Consider the following 24376-nt stretch of genomic DNA (forward strand, 5'->3'; position numbering starts at 1 on the left):
ATTTCTTGGATTTGGGATTTTTTATTTCTTTTGATAGAGATATTTCGCATAATCTAAATCATCTTGAGTATCGATATCAACTTGTGCAAAAATATGATTTACTTTGAATGGTAATGCATTTTCTGAAATAATTATATCATTTAAGATTAAAGTCTTTTTTGTAATATAAAGAAGTCCGTTTTCAAAGTAAAGTGGCTCTAAATCTTGGCTTCTCTGTCCGTAAGAATAATTAAATGGAATAAATTTATCATTAATAATTTTCCCAAACTTTTGATGATTTCTTGAAACTGTAAATAAACTGTCTCTATTATTCATCAGGAATTTTTCAAAAGCTTCTCGTAGTAAATTTTCAGGACGCAGTGGATTTGTTGGCTGCAATAAAACTACATTCTCTATCTGATCAGAATCTATATTTTCTAAAACATGCTTTAAAGCAGAAACAGTTGGTTCCAAATCTCCTGAAATTGATTCTGGTCTATCGAGAATCTTTGCACCAAATTGCAAGGCAATTTGTTTGATTTGATCATTATCAGTAGAAACATAGACTTCATCAATTATATCTTTATTTTCTTTTGCATAAATAATGGAATGACCTATCAGCGGTAAATTCCCCAGAGTCTGAATGTTTTTTTCTGGAATTCGTTTAGAGCCTCCTCTTGCAGGAATTATAGCAATTGTTTTATTCATATACGCGGTCTTATATTCAAAATCTTTAAAAAACAACGATTTCTTCTTCTAATTCAGATTTCGAGTAATTCTTCTGTCTTGGATTACATCTGAAAATTTAATTTTACTGTCAAACCTATTACATCTATTAGAAACTGCATTTGCATTATTATCAAAAACTACACTTTTTTAAGCCGCCAGAAAATCAAAAAAAAACATTAATAACAAAATATCCGGACTCTTTAAAATTTTAAATATTAGTTTTTATTTTTTTTATTCGTTTTTATTGAATAAATCTTAACCCCCTTTTTGTTAATTTAAAAGAAATATATCCAATGTTAAATTTCAGCAACCATTTTAGGTATAATACACTAAAATTAAATGTTTTACCAATTAATTTTAAATATAACCTAAAACATTTTGGATGCTCATGTAAAACAATTACATTTTGAACTTGATGTTTAAAAAGGTGATTTTTTATTGTGACTGATAATTTTCCTTCTTGTTCTAAAGAATGTATAATTTGTAGAATAGCATTATGTCGAGATTCAGCTACATTACAGTTAGAGTCGGCAGATTTTGATTTTTCATGAATTCGATATAAGGTTAAATATTCATTGCAAAGAAACAGGGTCGGCTCTTCTATTAATCTTCTGATATGAAAATCCCGATCCTGCATTTTCATCAAATTCTCATTGTATAAGACCTTATCTTTCAAAAAGCTTTTTCTCCATAAAATATCGTGTATATACCATGAAACCTTAAGTGAAATAAAATCCTCAAGTATATTATCCGTCAATACTGTTCTTAATTCCTTTTTAACCACTTCTTTATTATTACTTACCATGATCGTTTTCGAAACTACACCATCAATCTGATGAATATTTGTAAAAACATCTATTTTTTTAAAAAGATGATCTGGAAGTAACAAATCATCCGAATCTAGAAACATGATAAAATGACCCGAACTTTTTTCTATTCCGTAATTTCTGCATGAATTTGACCCCTTGATTCTTTCTGCTGGCCTTTTAAAAAAACGTATTCTTGAATCAGAATTATATTTAGATACAATTTCCTCAGTATTATCTGAAGAATCATCATCGACTATTATACACTCCCAATTTTGATAAGTCTGAGCTAAAACACTATCTAAAGTTTCTGCTATTAGATTTGCTCTATTATATGTTGCGATTATTATTGAAACTAAATTAGTATTGATCATAGTTTAATTATAAAAATTAAATTTCTTCAGAACTCTTACAAGCAAGCTCTTTAAACTATATGGTATTAAAACATACATTTTTTTTGAGTTTTGATAATCAATATCCATTTTGTGAACAAATACTTCTTTTTCATCAATCCAGTTTGGCAATGAATTTCCTAAATGGTAGACAAAGGCCTTTAACAATGAAACTCTGTAATATCCTAATTTATCTATTGGGATATCTAAAAAGCTTAGTTCTCCCCCTGGAAAAACATAAATAGGCTTTTCGAAAGGAAGCTTTTTAAAAATTTCTTTTTTATAAACAGAAGCAAAATGCGCCGCTCCAACAACTACTTTTGTTGTTTTTGCTTCTAAATAGAACTGCTTTTCTTTCCAATTTTTAGTCTTAGTTACAAAAAAATTCTCTTTATTAACGCCTGCTTCAAATAATTCCAAGTCCCTATCTTCGACGACTTTACCTTTCTTTACAAATAAAAATTCATTTGCAAAGAGAGAATTATTGCAATAAAATGTTGTATTGGGATTAGGTGTTAAACCAACAACACCTACATTTTTAAAACTTTTAAAAACTGATAATACTTGATTTTGCCATCCAGAAAAGAAAAAAACATCTGAATCTATAATTGCAATAAAGTCTTCGTAACATCCTCTAGCTTCCTGAAGAACTGTTTGAACTTTTCCGTAGTTTTCTTTACAGTGAATATGCCTGTCAATGTCTTTGTTTAAAAGTAATAGATTTATATAATCCGTAACTTCTTTTTTACTATCATTATTGATTATCGAAATATTTGTGTTTTCCACATCTATAGTCTTTAATAATGAGTCTATGCATTTTTTTAAGACAGAAAAAGAATTTTTAAAATACTCCGATTCATCATCTGGAATATATACAGGAATTATAACCCTAAAAATTTTATATTTAAGTTTCTTCGATTTTTTCTTTTCTGGATTTTCACCTATACGCATATGCCTAATGTCTCTTCAACAATCTTTAAGTATTTATTACTTATTATATCGATTGAATACTCTTCTATATATTTTCTTCTTAGCTCTATAGATATATTTTTTACTTCTAACTCTTTTAAATCTTTAACTTCAAAAAAAACTTTTTCAAAAGATTTAAAATCGTTATAGTCAAACCAATAATCATTTGAAGTTCCTTGCAATCTTTCTTCCATTGCTCCAACTCTAGTAGAAATCACGATTTTACCTGCACACATTGATTCAATTCCTACTAAAGGTCCTGATTCTTCGGGAGATGGTATTATTAAACAATCAACGGATTTAATTAAATCCGAAAGTTTGCTTCCACTTAGAAATCCAAGAAATTTAACATTCCTTGAATTCTTATATTTTGTTTTTAAATAAATTTCCAGAATACCATTTCCAGCAATAAAAAGGATATCCCTTTCAGAACTAACTTTTAAGAAAGAATCTATTATTTCTTCAACCCCTTTTTCTTGGGAAAGTCTGCTCAATATTAAAAAATTACAAACTTGCCTTTGAGAAAGTGGAATATTTAACAAATCTGACTCATTATTTGCACACTGGTCGATAACGGCAAATTTTTTACTTTTATTTATTCTACTCGCATTATTATACGAATGATGTATAAAGCAATCTACTAATTCAATATAATCATAATCTGAAAAAGTTATAGTTCCAGTTGTTCTAAATAGAACCTTTTTATTATCCTTTTTGGCTAATTGAATTATTTCGCTTACTAATCCTGAAGAAAGTTGAGCGATTATAAAAACAGCGTCAAAATCAGAAATCAAATCTTTCAAAACAATTTCTACTTTTTCATCATATTGAAAAAACTTTTTAGCAAAATAATTTTTTACATAATTGCTTACTTCTCCTTTGCAGGTGTTTTTAAAATAAGATAAAAAGCCTGCGATTTTTAATATAAAAAAACGATTAAATAAAAGTTCTTTAATACTAAAAACTCTCTGATTTTTATTAAAATTAAAAAGTTGTGATTTATTAGTTATTGTTCCTGTGCTGCAAATTGATACTTCATACTTGGAAGATAAAACCAAAGCAATTAAACCACATTCAATTTCTCTTCCTCCATAGTCTGCAATTGGACCAAATAATAATATTTTTTCTTTAAACGAATCCACCAAAAACTATCTTATAATTTTCTTTATAATATCCTTAAACATTACAAAACCAACTTTGCCTTTTAAGCCAAAACATATACAATTATATACTACTTCTTGGAGTCTATATTTATCGATCTGTTTAGAATAGCCTATCAAATATAAGTAAGATTTATAGATATAAACCTCTACATTAGCGTCCTTAATTTTTTTTAGGTTATGATATATTACTTTCCAACTTTTCATCAATTTATCAAACTCTTCCTTATTTCTAATGGAACTGGTATTTGATTCATGAATTCTATAGGCAGATAAGACTTCTGGAATCATAATGATTCTAGGTTCTTTCTTTAAAATTTCGGACAAAAAGACAGCATCATCATTCGGACTGTCTTGCCATTTCAATTCACTCAATAATTCCTTTGAAACCAACCAAGATGATGTTGCTATAAACCCTCCAGATTGTCCAAGTTTTTGTATTAATTTATTAGCACTTAATAATTTGTTGGTAAATAAACTTTTAAATGGAAAATTATAATTATCACTCACATCTTTAGTAAATTTCTTCCATTCGCAAATAATAAGTTTATAATCATACATTACCTCATTTAACTGTTTCTCAATTTTAGCTGGAAACAAATAATCATCATAATCTAGAAACTGAATCCAATTTCCTTTAGCAATCTCTAAAGCACAATTTCTAGCATTATCTCGACCTTGAATTGTTTTTATAAACACCAATCTATGATCATTTATATCTAAAAATTTTTTACATTCATTTATTTCTAAATTTCCATTACAAGCGAGTATTACTTCAATATTTTTATGGGTCTGAGATAAAGCACTTTCTACACAACTTATAAAAAAAGAATGAGTCTTATGAACCGGTATTATTATTGAAACTAAAATTTCATTGTGATTTTCAACCATCATTCTAAAATTCTTTCAATATTCCTAACTTAATTAATATTTTTATTTTTCTTGAATTTCTTATTCTTGAAAGTATTTTTCTTAATTCATTTAATTCAATTAATTCATTACTATCTAAAATAAAAGCTTGAAAGTTTGATTTTAACACACTTTCAACTTCACAAGATATCGTATCGTGATTTTTGAAATCCGAACTTAATCCATCTAAATAAAATTTAGTTAAAACTGTGTCAATCCAAATGTAAGAAGAATTGAATTTACAAATACTCTCTATAAAAAATTTCCAATCCGATACAAATCTTAGACTTTCATCATATAATCCCACTTTATCAAATAAGGATGCGTTGATAAAAGTTGCTGGATGAGGCAAAGTACTTTTCATAAAATAAGAAAAAGACAATTCGTTAGGATATTTTTTTACAAACTCTCTATTTTCACCACTCACTTGAAGGTTAAAATAGATTATATCCCTCAATCCTAAATATTTATAATTTTGCTTCAATACCTCATTGTTAAAGAAATGATCCCCACTATTTAAAAATAACAAATATTCTCCTGTAGCCTTTACAATTCCTTTGTTCATAGCATTATAAACACCTTTATCAGTTTCACTGATCCAAAAGTCAATATTTCCACTTTGGCTTTCAATATAAGCATCACTACCATCTGTGGAGCCTCCATCAATAATTATATATTCAAAGTCACGCCAGCTTTGATTTAAAACACTTTCCACAGTACGTTTCAATCCATCGATATTGTTATAATTAATGGTAATTATAGATAGTTTTGGAATGCTCATTTCAAATTATTTTTTTTAACCAAAATTTCTTGTTTGCCTCATAAGGAAAATCTTCTCGAAACCAAGCATGACAACCAAAAGGAGTATCATTTGTTTGTTCATACATATAAGATGGATGTCTGTCCCATGAAAAAGTTAATGCCTCTCCTATTAAAGGCATTTTAAAAATTTTATTCCTTTCATACATTTCAATAAAATAAAAATCTTCATTAAATTCATAATTATTAGCACAATATGAATAATTATTTTTATATCCTATTACATATAACGGCAAGAAAAATAATTCTCTAATCAATTGTACCCTACTAACATTCATCATTTTTTTTTTCTCTTGAAATAATTCTCTAAAATTCTTTATTGTTTTTTTAGACGATAATATTTTTATTGCACTATCAATTTTACGCAAAGAAAAACCTCCATTACCAGCCTTCCACATCTTTGCACCTAAATACGGATTCCCAACAAAACCTTCAAACCAAATACCACCAATGTAATCAAAACCTTTTTTAGCCCACATCAATAATTCATCTCTAAAAACATAGCAATCAGTCTGATAAACGAGCATATAACTAAATGTATCAAATGTTTTATAAAACTCTGAATTCAGCATCAACTTATTATAACCTTTTAGGCTTTCAAAATAGTTCTTATCAAAGAAAATAGTTTTTGGTATTTCACTAAATTTTTTTTCATAAAATTCTATCTTTAATCCTTCTGGCGCTATGAAATATATAGAATAATCCGACAATACCTTTAAGCATTGCAAAACAGATTTTGTTTCTGACAAATTCAATTCTTCCTTATAAATCGGAATTACAATACATATTTGATTCTTTTCCATTTAATGTTTAAATTTAATCTAAACTATTGTAAATTCAGATAGGGTATTACTCAATAGAAATTGAAATATATTACTATTGATTATTTTCAATTACAATATCGAATCGTTTTTCAAATGGAAAAACGTCAAAATAAGAAAATGGATCACCATTATAAACTTCTAGACCTAATGATTTGGCTTCAACTTTCAAACTTTCATACTGCTGATAAAGTTCATATTCCTTATACAAACGTTCTTTTGGAAAAGGAAGCTTTTGCTCTTCATAACTAATTTTTATTCCTTCACTTTTTAAGTAATATTCTAATGAAGGTTTATTGTGATCATAAAAATGAGTATATGGATGAATACATTGCCAGTCATGATGAATCCCTAGCAAAACAATTTTAGGAATTCTACAATAAATAGCTAATTGCAATCCTACTACAGTAACACTCCAAGGAGAAAGTATTTTTTTTGTAAAATCTACTGGCAAATTTCCACCATAAGAATAAAAACAAATTTTACGACCTTTAAATACTTCAACTGCAATATCTCTATCTCTTTTTTCTATTAGGAGCCAAGTTTCTTTTGGCAATGTTTCATTGCATCTTTCCCACCACGAGCGAAGGACTGTTTGAGTAATTGGGGAATGCGAAGCAGCGAAAACATGAATATTAGGATTAATTTCTTTAATCTCCGGGTGCTCATAAAAGTTTCCCATTGTAATAATGAAATTATCCTTAATTTTTTTTAAATCAAACTTAGAAATAGAAGGTCCTGAACCTAAAATTATTGCCTGTTTATAATTCTTGAATTTTGTTTTAAAAATTAGATTTTCCTTATTCACATATGAAGAAGTAAAATAACTTTTAATGTTATTCTTTATTTTCTTTATTAATACTTTCATATTAAATTATTCTTTAAACATTCCATCTATAATAGCTACATTAGTCGCTCTATTAATTTTATTACCTCCCCAATAATTACTTGCAAAAACATTAAATACAAAAACATTATGTAACAAATCAATTTGATTTACTCCTATTTTTCCATTTTGCACTACTATGTCTAAATTATACTGACCACCTCTTAATAAAAGTTTGGGAATTTCTAAATCAACATATCCATTCTTTAAAATATTATTGAATTTCACTCCCATTTCATCCGAATAAAAATCAGCAATTTTAACTTCATTATTATCTCTAAAAACTACTCCAAAAACTAAGCTTTCAACGGAAATTTCTTTCACTATTTCGAAATAAAATCTAAATTTAGAATATTCTCCAGAAAATAATTCGTTAACATTTTGTCCTTTATCATTAAAAAGCATGACGTTAGAAAATTTCAATTCCCCACTTCCTTTTCTATCTCTTCTTGTTAATAAATTATTTCCTGTTTTCTTGTTTTCATTTGCTAGATAGTAATTTACAGCTTCATGTGAATCACCCTTAAAAATAATCTTTCCATACTCCATCACAATCCCCGTAGTACATAAACTTTTCACAGCTGTCATATTATGACTCACAAACAAAACAGTTCTTCCTTCTCCTTTTGCAATATCCTGCATTTTACCAATAGCTTTTTTCTGAAATTCAGAATCACCTACAGCAAGTACCTCATCAATTACTAAAATTTCAGGTTCAAGAAATGCCGCTACGGCAAAAGCCAAACGCACTGTCATTCCCGAACTATATCGTTTAACTGGAGTATCTATATAACGTTCACAACCCGAAAATTCAATAATTTCATCAAGCTTAGAAAAAATTTCTTTTTTAGTCATTCCTAAAATGGCTCCATTAAGAAATATATTTTCTCTCCCTGTCATTTCACCATTAAAACCAGTTCCAACTTCTAATAAAGAAGCTATTCGCCCTCGAGATTTTATACTGCCTGTTGTAGGTGCAGTTACTTTTGAAAGAATTTTTAAAAGTGTGGACTTTCCTGCTCCATTTTTACCAATAATCCCTAAAACTTCTCCTCTCTGAACCTCAAAATCAATATCTTGTAGAGCCCAAACATAGTCTGATTTTCCTTTTGTAGAACGATCATTTGTGTCCCCAATTTTTAAATAGGGATTTTCTTTTCCACGAATTTTATGCCACCATCTATTTATGTCATGACTTAGAGTTCCAGTTCCAACCTGACCCAAACGGTATTGTTTGGAAATATTTTCGGCTTTTAAAATAATATCTTTCATGTAGAATAAAATGTAGACTTAAAACAAGTAATGAACTTTTAGTGTTTAATTTTTATTATTTAATTAAACTGTGTCTATAAAACTTTTTTCTGTTTTATTAAAAACTAGTAATCCAATAAAAAAAACAATTGATGTCACAACTATTGTATAAACTAAACCATAAATTGAGATATTACCAATATCTAAAAGCATAAAACGAGATGTCTCAATTACATATGCTAGTGGATTATATTGAACCATCCAGCCTACATTTGGGATCTTTTCTTTTATTAATTCCATGGGGTACATTACTGCTGATAAATACATTAACAATTGTATCCCAAAACCGACCAAATTATTTAAATCACGGTACTTTGTAACCATCGAAGAAATCAGCATTCCTAATCCTAATCCTAAAATCCCCATAAATATAATTAACATAGGAAAAAAAAATATTGATGCATTTAAACTCAATTTCGCGCCTTGGAAATAGTAGAAAATATAAAAAGCAACGAAAATACCAAATTGAATGCCAAATTTGATTAAATTCGAAACTACAATGGACAAAGGTGTAATAATTCGGGGAAAATAGACTTTTCCAAATATAGAAGCATTGCTTTTAAATGTATCTGAAGTACCTGTTAAACATGAAGTAAAATAATTCCATACTGTAATACTTGCAAGATTAAATAAAAAAGGAGGAATTACTCCTGTGCTAATTCCTGCAACATTATTGAAGATTATAGTAAAAGTAATAGATGTAAATAACGGCTGAATTAAATACCATAACGGCCCTAAAACCGTTTGTTTATATACAGTTATTATATCCCTTTTTACAAAAAGCATTAATAAATCTCGATACTGCCAAATTTCTTTGAAGTTAAGTGAGAAAAAATTATTCTTGGGTGTTATTTCAAACAACCATTCATTTGTGTTTTTAGAATCCATTTAAAAGAACTTGAATGTCTTGCTTTATAAAATTAACAAGATTTTTAACATTTTAAAAATTATTTAAAAATGCGAAAAGGCGTTTTTTTAAAAAAACACCTTTTCATTATACTTTGAGATTTATATTATAATTATTTGTCTAAGACTTCAAAAGTTGAGTTCATGCTTTTAAACTCTGGAACAATTTTTTTCATTTTAGAGACTATATCATCATTTTCATAAAAATCAGCTATGCCGATAAGTTCATCTACATCAATATGCAAATTCTCATATTCATCTTGAATTTCTTGTGCAATCATGATTTTCTCATGGTAAGTCGGCAATGTTTTAGAAGTGTCATTTAACAATTCTTCGTACAATTTTTCGCCAGGCCTTAGACCAACAATCTTGATTTTTATTTCTTTATCTGGAATAAAACCAGCAAGTTTAATCATTTTTTTAGCTAAATCAATTATTCGAACCGGCTTACCCATATCAAATATATAGATCTCCCCCCCATTACCCATTGCTCCAGCTTCCAAAACTAATTGGCAAGCTTCTGGAATAGTCATAAAATAACGAATAATATCTTGATGTGTTATTGTAACAGGTCCTCCCTCTGCAATTTGTTTAGTAAACAAAGGAACAACCGAACCATTTGAACCTAAAACATTACCAAAACGAGTTGTAATAAACTTTGTTCCGCCCTCAATATTTTCTCTTTGATTTTTTAAAAATAAAGATTGAACATATTTTTCAGCAATACGCTTACTTGCGCCCATTACATTACTTGGGTTAACAGCTTTATCTGTAGAGACCATAACAAATTTCTTTACATGGTACTTACAAGCTAAATCTGCTAAATTTTTGGTTCCTTTAATATTAGTTTGAATAGCCTGAGAAGGGTTTTCTTCCATTAAAGGCACATGTTTATATGCTGCCGCATGAAAAACAACATGTGGATTATAATTTTTAAATACCTTTTCTAAAGCTTTTTTACTTCTGACATCAGCAATTACTGCCACAATCTTTGCACTAGAATTCATAGCTTGAGTTTCTAGACATAAATTATGCAATGGCGTTTCTGCATGATCTAAAACTATAACAGTTTTTGGATTAAAGTTTAGAACCTGTCGGACAATTTCGCTTCCAATAGAGCCAGCAGCTCCTGTAATTAAAATTGTCTTATCTTTTAACTGTTTAGAAATTGATTTACTATCAAGAACTATAGGTTTTCTTTCTAATAAATCTTCAATCTGAATATTCTTAACTTTTTGAGAAATTTCTTTTTGATTTTCCCAATCTGAAATTAAAGGAACTGTATATACTCTGTAATTAAATTCCAAACATTGATCAACAATGATTAGTTGTTCTTCCTTGCTTAAACTTTTATCAGCAATAATTACACCTTCTGCAGCGACAGATCGCATTAATGCTGGAAGCTTTTTTCTTAATATCAAAATAGGAAGATCAAGCATACGCTTCGAAGCATTCTGATTGTTCTTATCTACAAATCCTACTATTTTAAATCGAGAAGGCGTTTCAAACTTAAGAGCATTTGCTACAGAAATTGCATTGGCATCTGTACCATAAATAACTGTTCTAACCAATTTTGTGGTCGCTTTTTCTGAAAAGTACATTTCAAAAGTCTGTTTTACTATTACGCGATATAAAAACAAACCACAAAATGACAAAACTAAATTTATAAACAGTGCAGTATTCAAAAAGGCTTTATGCCCAGTGTACAATTCAAAAACTAAATTTATAAATAAGAAAAACACCAAAACCGACATTTGAGAAAAAAGCAGTTTTATTGCATCTATATAACCAGAATGCCTGATAATTCCTGAATATGTCCGGAAGAGCCAAAAGAAAAATACGTTTACAAAAATTAAACTTGCAACAAAATAAAAATCATGAGATGTAATGATATATCCAATTGCAGTCCCTTCAAAAAGCAAATACGTAAAAGAGAATGAAAATAACAGAATCATCACATCGATAGCAATGATTATCCATCTCGGCAGATAACTCAGGTTATTAATGTTAAACCTAATATTCCTTGGAGAAAAGGTTTTATACAATAAAGATGTAATACTATTTGGTTTATCTGTACTCAATTGGGTTTTTATTTAAATATATGAAATCTGAATGGTGTACAAAAATACAAATTAAAGGTTTTAAATAATTAATTATATAGGCAAATTAAATTTTAACACCTTTTTTCTTTTGTTTTAAAAAATCGATCAAATATTTTCCATAACCAGATTTAACTAAAGGCAACGCTAATTCCTCAAGCTGTTCATCGTTAATAAAACCTTGCCTCCATGCAATTTCTTCAATACACCCAACTTTCAATCCTTGTCTTTCTTCTAAAACCTGCACAAATTGTCCTGCCTGCATTAAACTATTAAAAGTTCCTGTATCAAGCCAAGCTGTTCCTCTACTTAAAATTCCAACTTTTAATTGTCCCTTTTCAAGATAAACCTTATTAACATCAGTTATTTCATATTCACCACGAGCACTTGGCTTAATGTTTTTAGCTATTTCGACAACACTATTATCATAAAAATAAAGACCTGGAACTGCATAATTTGATTTCGGCTCTAAAGGCTTTTCTTCAATAGAAATTGCATTTTTAGCTTCGTCAAATTCAACCACCCCATATCTTTCAGGATCAGACACATGATAAGCAAAAACAACGCCACCATCTGGATCAGCATTATCTTTTAACAATTGCTGCATATTTGTTCCAAAGAAAATGTTATCTCCTAGTACTAAAGCAACTTTATCTTTCCCAATAAATTCTTCGCCTATTACAAAAGCTTGAGCTAATCCATTAGGATTTGGCTGTTCTGCATAACTAAATTTACAACCAATTGTACTTCCATCTCCTAAGAGTTTTTTAAAATGAGGTAAATCATGAGGGGTCGATATAATCAAAATTTCATTGATACCTGCCATCATCAAAGTAGATAATGGATAATAAATCATTGGTTTATCATATACAGGCATTAATTGTTTACTTACTGCCAATGTAAGGGGATGCAATCTTGTGCCAGAACCTCCTGCTAAAATAATTCCTTTCATAAACTTAATTTTAGATTGTGATTTTAGATTTTAGATGTTTAATTTTTCAAACCTCTAGAATTCTAATCTAATTTTTTAAACAAACATTTTTTTTAAGCTTTCTTTATAATTTGGAATATTTAAATTATAAATTGCTTTTATTTTTTCTTTACTTAACAATGAAAAGCTTGGTCTTTTTGCCGGAGTTGGGTACAATGCTGATGGAATTCCTCCTACTTTGCAATTATAACCTCCAAATTCTTTTATACTTAATGCAAATTCGTACCAGCTAATTTCTCCTTCATTCGAATAATTATAAACTCCAGGAATCCACTTTGAAGATTCAATGATGTCAATCATTGCCTGTGCCAAATCTGCCGCATAAGTTGGCGAACCAATTTGGTCGTTTACAACATTAATTTCATCTCTTTCCTGCATTAATCGCTGCATCGTTTTTACAAAATTATTTCCAAATTTGCTGTAAACCCAAGAAGTTCTAATAATAATCGATTCAGGATTTTCTTTTAAACATGCGATTTCACCGGCTAGCTTACTTTCTCCATAAACATTTATTGGATTAGTTTCAGCCTCTTCATCTAAAACAATTGATGAACAACCATCGAATACGTAATCTGTCGAAATTTGAATTAATCTAGCATTATTCTCTCTGGTAAATCTTGCTATTAATTCTATTGCTAAGTGGTTCACTCTAAAAGCTAAATCTTTTTCTGATTCAGCTTTATCAACAGCAGTATAAGCTCCACAATTAAATATAATATTAGGACGAATTGCCTCTAATTGAGACTGAAGCATTTCTAAGTTATCTAATGTAATTTGAGTTCTATCTGCAAATACCCATTTATATTGAGGATAAGAAGATGCTAAAACTGAAAGTTCAGATCCTAATTGTCCCGTTGCACCAGTTACTAGAATTTTTTTCATTAAAATAAACTATTACAATTTTCAATAAAAGGAAGAATTTGATCTTTTTCTGAAACTATTGCTTCTTCCAGATTCATTCCCCAATCAATATTCAAAGACGGATCATCGTATTTAATTCCGCCCTCAGAGGCTTTGTTGTAAAATTGATCACATTTATACATTACTGAAGCTGTTTCGCTAATAACAGAAAATCCGTGTGCAAATCCTTGAGGCACTAATAATTGTTTTTTATTCTCGGCTGATAATAAAACACTAAATGCTTTTCCATAAGTAGGAGAATCTTTTCTTAAATCTACCGCAACATCAATAATTTCCCCTTCTAAAACACGAACTAATTTTGTCTGCGCGAAAGGAGGATTTTGGTAATGTAAACCTCTTAAAGTTCCTTTCTTTGAGAATGATTGATTATCTTGAACAAATTCTATATTAATTCCTAAATCATCAAATTTTGTTTTACTATAAGATTCAAAAAAGTAACCTCTTTCGTCTCCAAATACTGTTGGTTCTACAATTACCAAGTCTTTTATATATGTTTCTTCAATTTTCATTTTTAATTTTATATTCATTTAAAGAAATTAATAATAACCTCCTTTATTCTATTTTTATCTTCTTGTGTAATGTTTGACCCAGATGGCAGACACAATCCTTTTTCGAATAATTTTTCTGCAACTTTATTTCCATAATATGGATATTGCTCAAAAACTGGCTGTAAATGCATTGGTTTCCAAAGAGGTCTGCTTTCAATATTTGCCTTTTCAAGAGCAAGTATTAGATCATCTTTATTTTTCTGATTTTTTGTTTCAATCAAAATAGTATTTAACCAATAATTTGAAAAATAATCTTTATTTACAACTTCAAAAATCTCAACACCATCGATATTTCTGAAAATCTCCTTATAAAATTTATGATTCTCTCGTCTGCTTTTCACATTTTTATCCAAAATTTTTATTTGTCCTAAACCAACTCCAGCGCATACATTGCTCATTCTATAATTATAGCCAATTTCACTATGTTGATAATGAATTGCATTATCTTTAGATTGAGTAGCGTAAAAAATAGCTTTTTCTTTTACTTTTTTGGAGTTTGTAAGTAATGCGCCTCCGCTAGAGGTTGTGATAATTTTATTACCATTAAATGATAAAACTCCAAAAGTACCGAAAGTACCGCATTTTTTTCCCTTATAAGAACTTCCTAAAGCCTCTGCACTATCTTCAATAATTGGAATTCCATATCGATCCGCAATGGCGTGAATTTCATCTACTTTATACGGGTTACCATACAAATGAACCGTAATAATTGCTTTAGGTTTTTTGCCTTTTTTGATTCTATCCTGAATAGCAATTTCGAGAAATTCTGGACAAATATTCCAAGTATCTTCTTCGCTATCTACAAAAACAGGAGTTGCTCCCTGATATAAAATAGGATTCGCTGATGCCGAAAAAGTCATGCTTTGGCAAATAACTTCATCATTCTTATTTACTCCCAACAAAATTAATGCTAAATGAATTGCTGAAGTTCCAGAATTTAAGGCCGTGACAAATGATTCATCATCAAAATAATTTTGTAAAGAACTTTCGAACTCATCTACATTAGGACCGCCTGAAGTTATCCAATTTGTATCTAAAGCTTTGTGAACATATTCATGCTCAAAACCACTTTGCTGCGATAACGAAAGAAAAATCCTTTTACTACTCATTTAATCTCCAATAAGTGGGATCATATCTTACATCGTCTTCACTCACATTTGATAAAGGTAATATTGAAAATGAAATTAATTTTGAATTACTTTCTAGTGATTGTATTGCATTTGCATAACCTGCCGGAATATGAACTATTTTACTATCTGACTCAGATACCAAAACAGTCTCAATACTTAAATCTTTTGAAGGATTTTCCCAATTATCAATTTTTACAAAATGAATTTTAAAAGATCCGCTCAAACAATAAAAATTTTTAGCATCTAATTTATGACCTTGCCAGGCACGTATAGGGTTTTCATCAGAATTGCTTATGATGTAAAATCTTTCGATGTCTTTAAATGAAAAGTCGTTTACGTAAGAAATCGTTCCGCGATGATCTGAGAAATTACCTCCTTGAATTATTTTTGGAATCATGCCTTTAATTTTAAATTGATTTTATTCAACAAATAAAACTTTAAGCTATATAATAAAAGTAACGGTGTAACCACTATTATAAATAGTACTATATCATTAACTTTTTGATATAAAAAGATAACTAAGGCTGATACTGCAGTTTGAGCGATTGCATAGTATAAAGACACCAAACGATGTTGTATCTTATATTCATTACTTAAAACTTGATATAAATGAAGACGATGCGCTTCAAAAATATTTTGTTTTAAATATAGTCTATGGATAATGGTACAAACAGCATCAACACCATAAATAGCCAGAAACAACAACCAAATAACAGAATTAGTTATTAAAATAAGTTTTAAAACTAAATAAATTATCCAAAATGCAATAGCTATACTTCCTACATCTCCGGCAAAGCATTTAGCCTTTTTTCTATAATTAAAAAATAGAAAAACAAGACTTGCAATCATTCCGTATTTGATAAAATTACCGTCGGTAAATAATTGCAATTTTGTATTTACGTATAGCAAAGCTCCAAGAACAATTAAAGTGTAAAGACCAGTTATTCCGTTTATACCATCCATGAAATTGTAGGCATTAATGAGTCCTATAGCCAAAACATAAGCGATTAATACTCCCCAAATTGGAACCAAACTAAACAGTCCCAAATCATAAAATATCAAAGTAATAGCTACAAAGTGCACTGAAATTCGGATTTTATTTGACAGACTTTGAATGTCATCCCAAAAACTAACCAAACTAACTAAAGTTATTCCAGTAAAAAAGAAATAATTGCTTTCAATATGCTGTAGAAAATACATTAAAGCAGCAAACCAAAAAATGATTCCACCGCCTCTTAATGTAATCTCTGTATGAGAACTTCTTTGATTAGGCTTATCAATAATATTAAAACGATCTGCTACTTTAAAATAGAGCAGCATTAAAATCATCAAGAGAATTCCGAGTATTGTGTATTCCATTATTTATTTACAAAATTTATTGTACAAATTAATGTAGAGTGCAAGTTACTTACTCCCAATTTGTATCTTTAATTTCATCGTAAACTTTTTGAATACCTTCTTCTAAAGTTATTTTTGCCTTCCAGCCTAAACCACCTAATTTAGAAACGTCCATTAATTTACGAGGAGTGCCATCAGGTTTTGTCTTATCTGTCAGAATTTCTCCTTCAAAACCAACAACTTTTTTTACCAGTATGGCTAAATCTAAAATTGAAATATCATCTCCAATTCCAATATTAACCAGACCTGAATCATTATAGTTTTCCATTAAAAACAAACATGCCTGAGCTAAGTCATCAGAGTGCAAAAATTCTCTCTTAGGGCTTCCTGTTCCCCAAATTGTAACTGATGAATCTCCGTTACGTTTAGCAATGATAAATTTTCTTAACATTGCAGGTAACACATGAGAATTTTTTAAATCATAATTGTCATTCGGACCATACAAATTAGTTGGCATAACAGAAATAAAATTACATCCAAATTGATCTCTATATGCATCACACATTTTAATACCTGCAATTTTTGCGATTGCATATGGCTCATTTGTAGGCTCTAATTCTCCCGTAAGCATGTACTCCTCTTTCAACGGCTGAGGAGCCATTTTAGGATAAATACAAGACGACCCAAGAAACATTAATTTTTTTACATCATTTAGGTACGATTGATGAATTACATTATTCTGAATCATCAAGTTTTCATAAATAAAGTCCCCTCTATAAGTATCGTTGGCAATAATTCCACCGACTTTTGCAGCTGCTAAGAAAACATAATCTGGTTTTTCTTTTTCAAAAAATTCTGCAACAGCCTGCTGGTTTCTTAAATCCAGCTCAGAAGAAGTTCTTAAAACAAAATTGGTATATCCTTCAATTTTTAATTGACGTAAAATAGCTGAACCTACCATTCCACGATGTCCAGCTATGTATATTTTATCATTTAAATTCATAATGACTGCTTCTAATTCAAGAATAATGCTATTCTTAGTTATTTGGAATTAATAATTAATACTAGATCTTACTTCTTTTAACATTTTCTCTTTTAGGACGTACTGGAGATCAGACGCCATCATTTCTTTAACTAATCCGGCCAAATCATATTGCGGCACCCAGCCTAATTGAGTTTTTGATTTTGTTGGGTCTCCAATTAATAAATCTACCTCTGTTGGACGGAAATATTGTGGATCAACAGAAATAACTTGTTTACCCAACTCAATTTGGTAAGCAGGATTGCTACAAGAAGCTACATATCCTTTTTCATTTACCCCTTCTCCTCTAAATTCGATATCTATACCTACTTCGGCAAATGACATTTTAACAAAATCACGTACATAAGTAGTTTCTCCCATAGCAATAACATAGTCCTCAGCAACATCTTGCTGCAGGATACGCCACATTGCCTCTACGTAATCTTTAGCATGTCCCCAGTCACGTTGGGCATCAAGATTTCCTAAATACAAGCAGTCTTGTTCTCCTAATGCAATAGCTGCAGTTGCCATTGTTATTTTGCGAGTTACAAAAGTTTCTCCTCTGCGTGGTGATTCGTGATTAAACAAGATTCCGTTGCAAGCAAACATATTATATGCCTCTCGATAGTTTTTAGTAATCCAAAAACCATAAATTTTTGCTGCCCCATAAGGTGAACGCGGATAGAAAGGTGAGTTTTCATCATAAAACCCTTTTGCATTTTTATTTTCTGCTAAACCACCATACAGCTCAGATGTCGACGCCTGATAAATACGCGTTTTCTTCTCTAATCCTAAAATACGAACTGCCTCTAGAATTCTTAAAGTACCAATACCATCAACATTTGCAACATATTCTGGAGAATCAAAAGAAACCTTTACGTGACTCATTGCTCCTAAATTATAGATTTCATCAGGCTGCACCTCTTGAATGATTCTAATAATATTTGTTGAATCTGTTAAATCTCCGTAATGCAGCTTAAAATTCACATGAGTTTCGTGTTGATCCTGATAAATATGATCAATACGTTGTGTATTAAATGAAGAAGCTCTTCTTTTAACACCATGAACCATGTAACCTTTCTCTAATAATAGTTCTGCTAAGTAAGAACCATCTTGTCCTGTAATTCCTGTTATAAGTGCAATTTTCATTTTTTATTTATTTATTTTTTCTTAAAAGATTCAAATGTTTTAATTAAACCAGCTTCAGCTGATACCGGTAATGACTTTCCTAAAGCGCTAATTACCTTCTTATTGCTTACAACATAATTTTCGGTTAACTTCTGCAGCCGTTCTGAGTTTAGTGGCAAACGTGAATAATCCCCAAATCTGGCTACCATTTTTATAAAGGATGAATTAAGATTCCATATTGCGCTATTTTTATCTAGACTTCTCGCTAATAATCTGATCAAATCATTTGTTGATAATGATTTATCATCAGCGATTTGATATATACCCGACGGAATTTCTCTATTTTCCAATAATTCTTTAATAACAAAGCAAAGGTTTTCAATACTTAAAAAGGAGCGTTGGTTTTCAAAAGCTCCAAGTGGCCAAGGTATACCTTTTGAAACAATTCGATATAGCAAGTTAAGATTGCCTTTATTTCCAGGGCCATGTATCATGCAAGGTCTAAGAATATAAACTCTTTTTTCATCAGGCAGTTTCTTGCTTAAAATATATTCCTCTGCTTGATGTTTAGCTATTCCATAATGAGTTTTAGGATTTGGAGTCATTTCTTCTGTCAAAGTACCATAAACTATATCTGCTACTGCTTTAACTGTACTCATAAATATAAAGACCGAAGCTTCTGAGACTAAAAAAGCATCAAATAATTGTTTTGTAAGCTCGAAATTAGCATCATAATAATCTTTAGGATTACTAACTTTTTTTATATCATGAGCTTTACCTGCAAGGTGAATTAGTGCATAAGTATTGATTTGAAAATATTGAACAGATTCATACCGAACACTCAATGAATCAATTTTATAATTATTATCTAAATGTCGTCGAAGATTAGTTCCTACAAAACCTGAAGCTCCTGTAATTGTAATTCTCATTATTTAAATTGAGATAAGGCTTGATCATTAATTTTTTTTCTTTCTAAATCAAAAAACCAGCCCCATTTATTGAAATAGATAATTGCTGATCTTACAAATATTTTAAACAATCTTTTACTTTTATTAGCACCAGACTCATAATCGTGATATACAGATACTTTTGGGAAATATATGGTTTTAAAATGCTTATGGATTCTTCTGGATAAATCCCAATCTTCGAAATACATAAAAAATCTATCGTCATACATTCCAACTTTACTTATTGCCTTTAAATTAAGTAGTGTAAAACATCCTGACAAGATTGGCGTATTATAAGTAAAATCTCTAGGAACACAACGTAACTCGTATTTACTTATAAATTTTTCATACTTCTGCTTTGGCATTTTAATTTTCCTCATCAGAATACTCGTTGGAGATGGTAAGAGCTTTGGCAAATTTTGGATACTTCCATCTTCATTTAAAATTTGAGGCATCATCATACCGATACTTTCATCATTATCCATATGTTGAATCATTGATTCTACAACATCATTTTCAAAATAAATATCAGGATTAACAATAAAGTGATATTTTGAACCCAAATCTATCGATTTTTGAATTGCAACATTATGTGCTGCACCAAATCCAGGATTAGCAGGATTATGAAAATATAATATTCGCTCACCTTCTACTATTATCTTTAATTCATTAGTTGGGGAATTATCAACTAGAATAAGCTTACTAATAGAATTCGTTTTAAGTAATGATTTTATTGCTTTACTTAGTATATTTATATCATTTAAATATAAAACAATACTCGCAGTTATTTTATTATCGTTCATTGTAATGTTTTTCCCATTTTTTGGAATCAAAATTATATTTCTTTATGACTTTGGCTGGTGCCCCAACAGCAATCACATGATTAGGCAAACTTTTAGAAACCACGGAACCGGCACCAACAATTGTTCCTCTACCAATAGTTACACCAGATAACACAGAAACAAATTCTCCTAACCATACATTATCTTCAATAATTACAGAATTGGAATATAATTTTCTACTATTTGGTGGGGTCTCGGGAGAATCATGAATTTCATTATTCCCATAACTTCCATGATTTAAATCTGATATAAAAACTTTACTTGCAATTAGAACATTATTTCCTATACTCACATTTTGATTTGCAGAAATATGTACATAATCATTTATCTGAACATTTTCGCCAATAAATAATACTTTGATATCTTCATTTGGATAAGCTTCTAATCTACATCCTACTCCTGTGGTAAAACCTTTCGAAATTTGCATATATCTTTTTCCTCTTAAATCAAAAGGAAACCTTATTATTCTAGCATTCCACCAAATAAATTTGGTTCTAATTAACCAAAATGCTAATTTTATCTTGCCTAAGACTGTATAACTATTTCTCAAAATATAATTCTTTATAAAAGTTAGTAGTTTCTTTATATGTTTTATCCCAACTAAAGTTTTTTGATTTCTCAAACCCCATGTCTACACTCTCTTTTCTTAAACTACTATTTATTGAAAGTTCTAATATTTTGTTAGTAATTTTTTGGGCAGTAGGCTCTTTTACTGCCAAATAAATATTACCTATAACTTCTGGTATAGAAGAACAATCTGTCGAAACAACTGGACATCCCGCTCGTTGAGCTTCAATAACTGGTATTCCAAATCCTTCGTAAAGGGAAGGATATAGAAGACAATATGCCTTATTGTAATAATAATTTAAATGCTCCACACTTACTCCAGTGAGCCATTTAAAATTTGCTAACCCAATTTTTTTTTTGAGAATTTGATTTTCTTCTTCAGTTAGTTGTCCACCACCAACTAACAAAAGTGGAATTTTAGACAAAGCACTTGCTTCAACAACCATTCTGAAGTTTTTATGTATTGATTTCCGATCACCAACATAAAGTAAATAATTATAATCTTCAAAAGGATGTTTTTTTTCTAAAATTTCATTATCCTCTAGTACTCTGAATGTTTTATCAACTCCATTATAAATGACCTTAATTTTCTCTTGTTTTATATGTGGCAAAAATCTTAATAAGTCCTTTTTCGTACTTTCTGAAATACATATAATGCCATCCGAACTATTAATTGCTAAGTTTTTTTGAAAAGAATGTACTTTTCTTGCTAAACCCTTAACAAAATACTCATAAGTAAAATCATGAACAGTAGTTATGTTAATAACATTTTTTGCCTTTTCTACCCTATAATGTGATGAATGAAATATATGCTCATCCTTGGCTTTTGAGTACAAATTTATATATCTCTTTAAAAACAAATATTTAGAATCCAAAATATTTACCGTATCATTCTTAAGAGATAAGTTTTTTCTAAAAAAATTATCTACTGCATTGTCATATTCTAAAAATTTACATTTGAAACTATCATCTTTTAGCAATCTTTCTAGATGTTGTTGCCATACAACCGATGCTCCACCTGCTCTCTGTAACGAAAAAATTATATTGTCTAACAGTAAATTCATTATTTAATTATATTAATCTTTACGTGTATTAAAATTAAACTATTTCCAATGGTTTAATTTCCATCAATTATCAATCCTAAACTAATCCTAAAACTCTACGTGTATAATATTTTAATTCAGCCATATACATATCCCACTTTGCTTCTATAATCGTTCTTGAACCATTTCTCACCTTTGCTTTAAATGTTTCTTGAAATACAATTCTACTTTGATTACTTACCCCTCCAACTGTCATTTTCGCCGTTACATTATCAATGTATCCAGTTCTTAAATTTTTATTTGCCCTTAAAAGAAGCTCATAATCACCTACTATTTTAAATTCAGTGTTAAATTTTCCATATTTAGTAAATAATTTAACTGAATGAAGAGTCCCCACATGAGATGTATTCATATAAATTTTAAATTTATTCCAATTCCAAGGTTGACCAATAATTCGTAAAGTTTTTTTATCAGAATTAATTAATTCGACTTTTGATGAAACAAATTCTAAATTATCACCTTTTCTCTCATTAATATAATTAACATAATTTAATATTGCATTCGGCAAATATTCGTCATCAGAGCCTAAAAAAGAAATCCAATCTCCAGAAGCCATTTCTAGCCCTTTATTCCAAGCATCATATATGCCTTGATCCTTTTCAGATAAAAATTTTAATCTACCCTCAAACACCTTTTCGTATTTTTTTACTATAGAAATGGTATTGTCAGATGACCCCCCATCAATAATAAGATATTCAATATTTAAGTAAGTTTGTTTAAGTACAGACTCAATAGTTTCTTTAATTGTTTTCTCTGAATTATATGAAGCGGTAATAATAGTAATTTTGGGTATTTTCATAGAGTTTTTATTATAAAACTAACATTTAAGTTAAACGGTAATTAAAATTATAATTGATACTTTCATTCCTTACATAGTAAATGATGCAAATAAAGGTCAACAAAGTAAAAACAGAAGACATTTCAGGTCTAGTATAAAAATTTAAAAGTATCAAAAATAAAAATTTTAAATAAAAAAACTTTTTGCCATTATTGAGCAAGATAATTTGAAACATAAAATAGACTAAGAATGCATAATAAAATAACGCACCAAAAACGCCATATTGGGCTAGTACAGAAAATAAGTTCGCGCCAGAAATATTCTCTTTAACCGTACCAGAACCTAACAAAGGATATTCAGAGAAAATCTTCTTGTCGTTCTCAATTAGTGGCGCTCGATTATTCTCAGCAAGTCCACTATCATCTATTTCAAATCTCTTAAAGGTAAAATCATATAATTTACTAACAGACCCATCATCTTTATTTTCAATAATGTAATATGAAGACACTCCCAACAAAAATAATATTACTAATACACTTTTTAGGTTCGATCGTGTTAAATAGAAAAATATGAAATAAACCAAAATAGAAATATAGAAAGCTATTGAAAGAGTAAAAATCGTAAGTATTATAAGTCTTAGCTCCATCTTTTTTTGCTGAAAATAAATCTTATTAAGAATGATTGCAAAAAATGAAAATAAAGCAAAAGTTCCAGGCTCATCAAAAAAACCTGAATAACGAACAATTCGGATATCAAATTCATTCAAATAGAGATTTGATGTTGTTAGCCACAAAAAATAAGACTTACCTGATGCTGAATATTGTACTTCAAATAAAGAAGGAACACCAACAAATAAATGAGCAAAAAAAATTATTGTTCCGCCTAATCCCATATAATAAATAACAGAGATATAAGATTTAACAAACTTATCAATTCCAACAAAACCATTTATGTAGGTTACTAAAATAAATAGTGAAATTAACTGAATACATAAATTTATATTTGAAAAATCAAAATGATAAAAGCTTATAAAGATATAATAGGTGATTTGTAATAATATTACAGACAATAATTTAAAGTCAAATATTTGACGAGAACTTTTCATTGCAATTTGAACAACCATTAACAATAAACATAAAAATGTTAAAATTTTATATGGATGTCCAGGCCAAGAGTAGAATATAAATGGAGCAGTACTTGTTAAGGTTATCCATAATAACAGCAAAGATTTATTACGTCTAATTATCTGGAAGCTTTTAAAAAACATTAGTTTTTA

25 protein-coding genes are annotated in these 24376 nt (G+C 29.3%); all 25 read right to left on the reverse strand.

The window, feature by feature from the left end; translation table 11 throughout:
• Positions 1 to 21: 21 nt before the first annotated feature.
• A complete protein-coding gene (locus HYN86_RS01545; RefSeq protein WP_113676481.1) occupies positions 22 to 687 on the reverse strand; it encodes an acylneuraminate cytidylyltransferase family protein in 666 nt (221 codons plus the stop codon).
• A gap of 262 nt (positions 688 to 949) precedes the next feature.
• On the reverse strand, positions 950 to 1888 hold the full coding sequence (locus HYN86_RS01550) for a glycosyltransferase family 2 protein (protein ID WP_113676482.1): 939 nt from the start codon (positions 1886 to 1888) through the stop codon (positions 950 to 952).
• Between the two features lie 3 nt (positions 1889 to 1891).
• A complete protein-coding gene (locus HYN86_RS01555) occupies positions 1892 to 2857 on the reverse strand; it encodes a glycosyltransferase family A protein (protein WP_113676483.1) in 966 nt (321 codons plus the stop codon).
• Positions 2848 to 4017, reverse strand: coding sequence for a glycosyltransferase family 4 protein (locus HYN86_RS01560; RefSeq protein WP_162789258.1), 1170 nt, complete (start codon positions 4015 to 4017; stop codon positions 2848 to 2850). The genes HYN86_RS01555 and HYN86_RS01560 overlap by 10 nt, the downstream gene beginning before the upstream one ends.
• Before the next feature lie 6 nt (positions 4018 to 4023).
• Positions 4024 to 4929, reverse strand: coding sequence for a glycosyltransferase family 2 protein (locus HYN86_RS01565; protein ID WP_113676485.1), 906 nt, complete (start codon positions 4927 to 4929; stop codon positions 4024 to 4026).
• Between the two features lies 1 nt (position 4930).
• Positions 4931 to 5725 (reverse strand): glycosyltransferase family 2 protein, encoded by a 795-nt coding sequence (locus tag HYN86_RS01570; protein WP_230406417.1) that lies wholly within the window; start codon positions 5723 to 5725, stop codon positions 4931 to 4933.
• A 1-nt stretch (position 5726) separates the two neighbouring features.
• Positions 5727 to 6566, reverse strand: coding sequence for a DUF5672 family protein (locus tag HYN86_RS01575; RefSeq protein ID WP_113676486.1), 840 nt, complete (start codon positions 6564 to 6566; stop codon positions 5727 to 5729).
• A 73-nt stretch (positions 6567 to 6639) separates the two neighbouring features.
• The gene (locus HYN86_RS01580; protein ID WP_113676487.1) at positions 6640 to 7452 is read right to left on the reverse strand and encodes a 6-hydroxymethylpterin diphosphokinase MptE-like protein; all 813 of its coding nucleotides are present in this window, start codon (positions 7450 to 7452) and stop codon (positions 6640 to 6642) included.
• Positions 7453 to 7458: 6 nt separating this feature from the next.
• Positions 7459 to 8742, reverse strand: a complete 1284-nt coding sequence (locus tag HYN86_RS01585) for an ABC transporter ATP-binding protein (RefSeq protein WP_113676488.1) — start codon at positions 8740 to 8742, stop codon at positions 7459 to 7461.
• Positions 8743 to 8805: 63 nt separating this feature from the next.
• Complete coding sequence (locus HYN86_RS01590; protein WP_113676489.1) at positions 8806 to 9669, reverse strand: ABC transporter permease; 864 nt, start codon at positions 9667 to 9669, stop codon at positions 8806 to 8808.
• Positions 9670 to 9800: 131 nt separating this feature from the next.
• On the reverse strand, positions 9801 to 11441 hold the full coding sequence (locus tag HYN86_RS01595) for a polysaccharide biosynthesis protein (RefSeq protein ID WP_394336091.1): 1641 nt from the start codon (positions 11439 to 11441) through the stop codon (positions 9801 to 9803).
• 412 nt (positions 11442 to 11853) lie between these two features.
• The gene (gene rfbA / locus HYN86_RS01600; RefSeq protein WP_113676491.1) at positions 11854 to 12738 is read right to left on the reverse strand and encodes a glucose-1-phosphate thymidylyltransferase RfbA; all 885 of its coding nucleotides are present in this window, start codon (positions 12736 to 12738) and stop codon (positions 11854 to 11856) included.
• A 75-nt stretch (positions 12739 to 12813) separates the two neighbouring features.
• Positions 12814 to 13659 carry a dTDP-4-dehydrorhamnose reductase gene (gene rfbD / locus HYN86_RS01605; protein ID WP_113676492.1) on the reverse strand — a complete coding sequence of 282 codons (846 nt, stop codon included), beginning with the start codon at positions 13657 to 13659 and terminating at the stop codon, positions 12814 to 12816.
• Positions 13659 to 14207, reverse strand: coding sequence for a dTDP-4-dehydrorhamnose 3,5-epimerase (rfbC, locus tag HYN86_RS01610; protein WP_113679824.1), 549 nt, complete (start codon positions 14205 to 14207; stop codon positions 13659 to 13661). Before rfbC ends, rfbD begins: the two co-directional genes overlap by 1 nt.
• A gap of 14 nt (positions 14208 to 14221) precedes the next feature.
• Entirely contained in the window at positions 14222 to 15355 is a 1134-nt protein-coding gene (locus HYN86_RS01615) for a DegT/DnrJ/EryC1/StrS family aminotransferase (RefSeq protein ID WP_113676493.1), read from the reverse strand.
• Positions 15348 to 15773 carry a WxcM-like domain-containing protein gene (locus tag HYN86_RS01620; protein ID WP_113676494.1) on the reverse strand — a complete coding sequence of 142 codons (426 nt, stop codon included), beginning with the start codon at positions 15771 to 15773 and terminating at the stop codon, positions 15348 to 15350. Before HYN86_RS01620 ends, HYN86_RS01615 begins: the two co-directional genes overlap by 8 nt.
• Positions 15770 to 16735 (reverse strand): MraY family glycosyltransferase, encoded by a 966-nt coding sequence (locus HYN86_RS01625; RefSeq protein WP_113676495.1) that lies wholly within the window; start codon positions 16733 to 16735, stop codon positions 15770 to 15772. Before HYN86_RS01625 ends, HYN86_RS01620 begins: the two co-directional genes overlap by 4 nt.
• Positions 16736 to 16784: 49 nt before the next feature.
• Entirely contained in the window at positions 16785 to 17717 is a 933-nt protein-coding gene (locus HYN86_RS01630) for a GDP-L-fucose synthase family protein (RefSeq protein WP_113676496.1), read from the reverse strand.
• Positions 17718 to 17765: 48 nt separating this feature from the next.
• Entirely contained in the window at positions 17766 to 18884 is a 1119-nt protein-coding gene (gene gmd / locus HYN86_RS01635) for a GDP-mannose 4,6-dehydratase (RefSeq protein ID WP_113676497.1), read from the reverse strand.
• 11 nt (positions 18885 to 18895) lie between these two features.
• The gene (locus tag HYN86_RS01640; protein ID WP_205334622.1) at positions 18896 to 19792 is read right to left on the reverse strand and encodes an NAD-dependent epimerase/dehydratase family protein; all 897 of its coding nucleotides are present in this window, start codon (positions 19790 to 19792) and stop codon (positions 18896 to 18898) included.
• Positions 19792 to 20613, reverse strand: coding sequence for a glycosyltransferase family 2 protein (locus HYN86_RS01645; RefSeq protein WP_113676499.1), 822 nt, complete (start codon positions 20611 to 20613; stop codon positions 19792 to 19794). The genes HYN86_RS01640 and HYN86_RS01645 overlap by 1 nt, the downstream gene beginning before the upstream one ends.
• The gene (locus tag HYN86_RS01650) at positions 20603 to 21202 is read right to left on the reverse strand and encodes an LbetaH domain-containing protein (protein ID WP_113676500.1); all 600 of its coding nucleotides are present in this window, start codon (positions 21200 to 21202) and stop codon (positions 20603 to 20605) included. Before HYN86_RS01650 ends, HYN86_RS01645 begins: the two co-directional genes overlap by 11 nt.
• Positions 21192 to 22283: a glycosyltransferase family 4 protein gene (locus HYN86_RS01655; protein ID WP_113676501.1), complete on the reverse strand. Its 1092-nt coding sequence runs from the start codon at positions 22281 to 22283 to the stop codon at positions 21192 to 21194. Before HYN86_RS01655 ends, HYN86_RS01650 begins: the two co-directional genes overlap by 11 nt.
• Positions 22284 to 22359: 76 nt before the next feature.
• The gene (locus tag HYN86_RS01660; RefSeq protein WP_113676502.1) at positions 22360 to 23121 is read right to left on the reverse strand and encodes a glycosyltransferase family 2 protein; all 762 of its coding nucleotides are present in this window, start codon (positions 23119 to 23121) and stop codon (positions 22360 to 22362) included.
• A gap of 25 nt (positions 23122 to 23146) precedes the next feature.
• Positions 23147 to 24367, reverse strand: a complete 1221-nt coding sequence (locus tag HYN86_RS01665; protein ID WP_113676503.1) for a hypothetical protein — start codon at positions 24365 to 24367, stop codon at positions 23147 to 23149.
• Between the last annotated feature and the right edge of the window lie 9 nt (positions 24368 to 24376).

This window comes from Flavobacterium fluviale (assembly GCF_003312915.1).
GTDB classification, from domain to species: Bacteria; Bacteroidota; Bacteroidia; order Flavobacteriales; family Flavobacteriaceae; genus Flavobacterium; species Flavobacterium fluviale.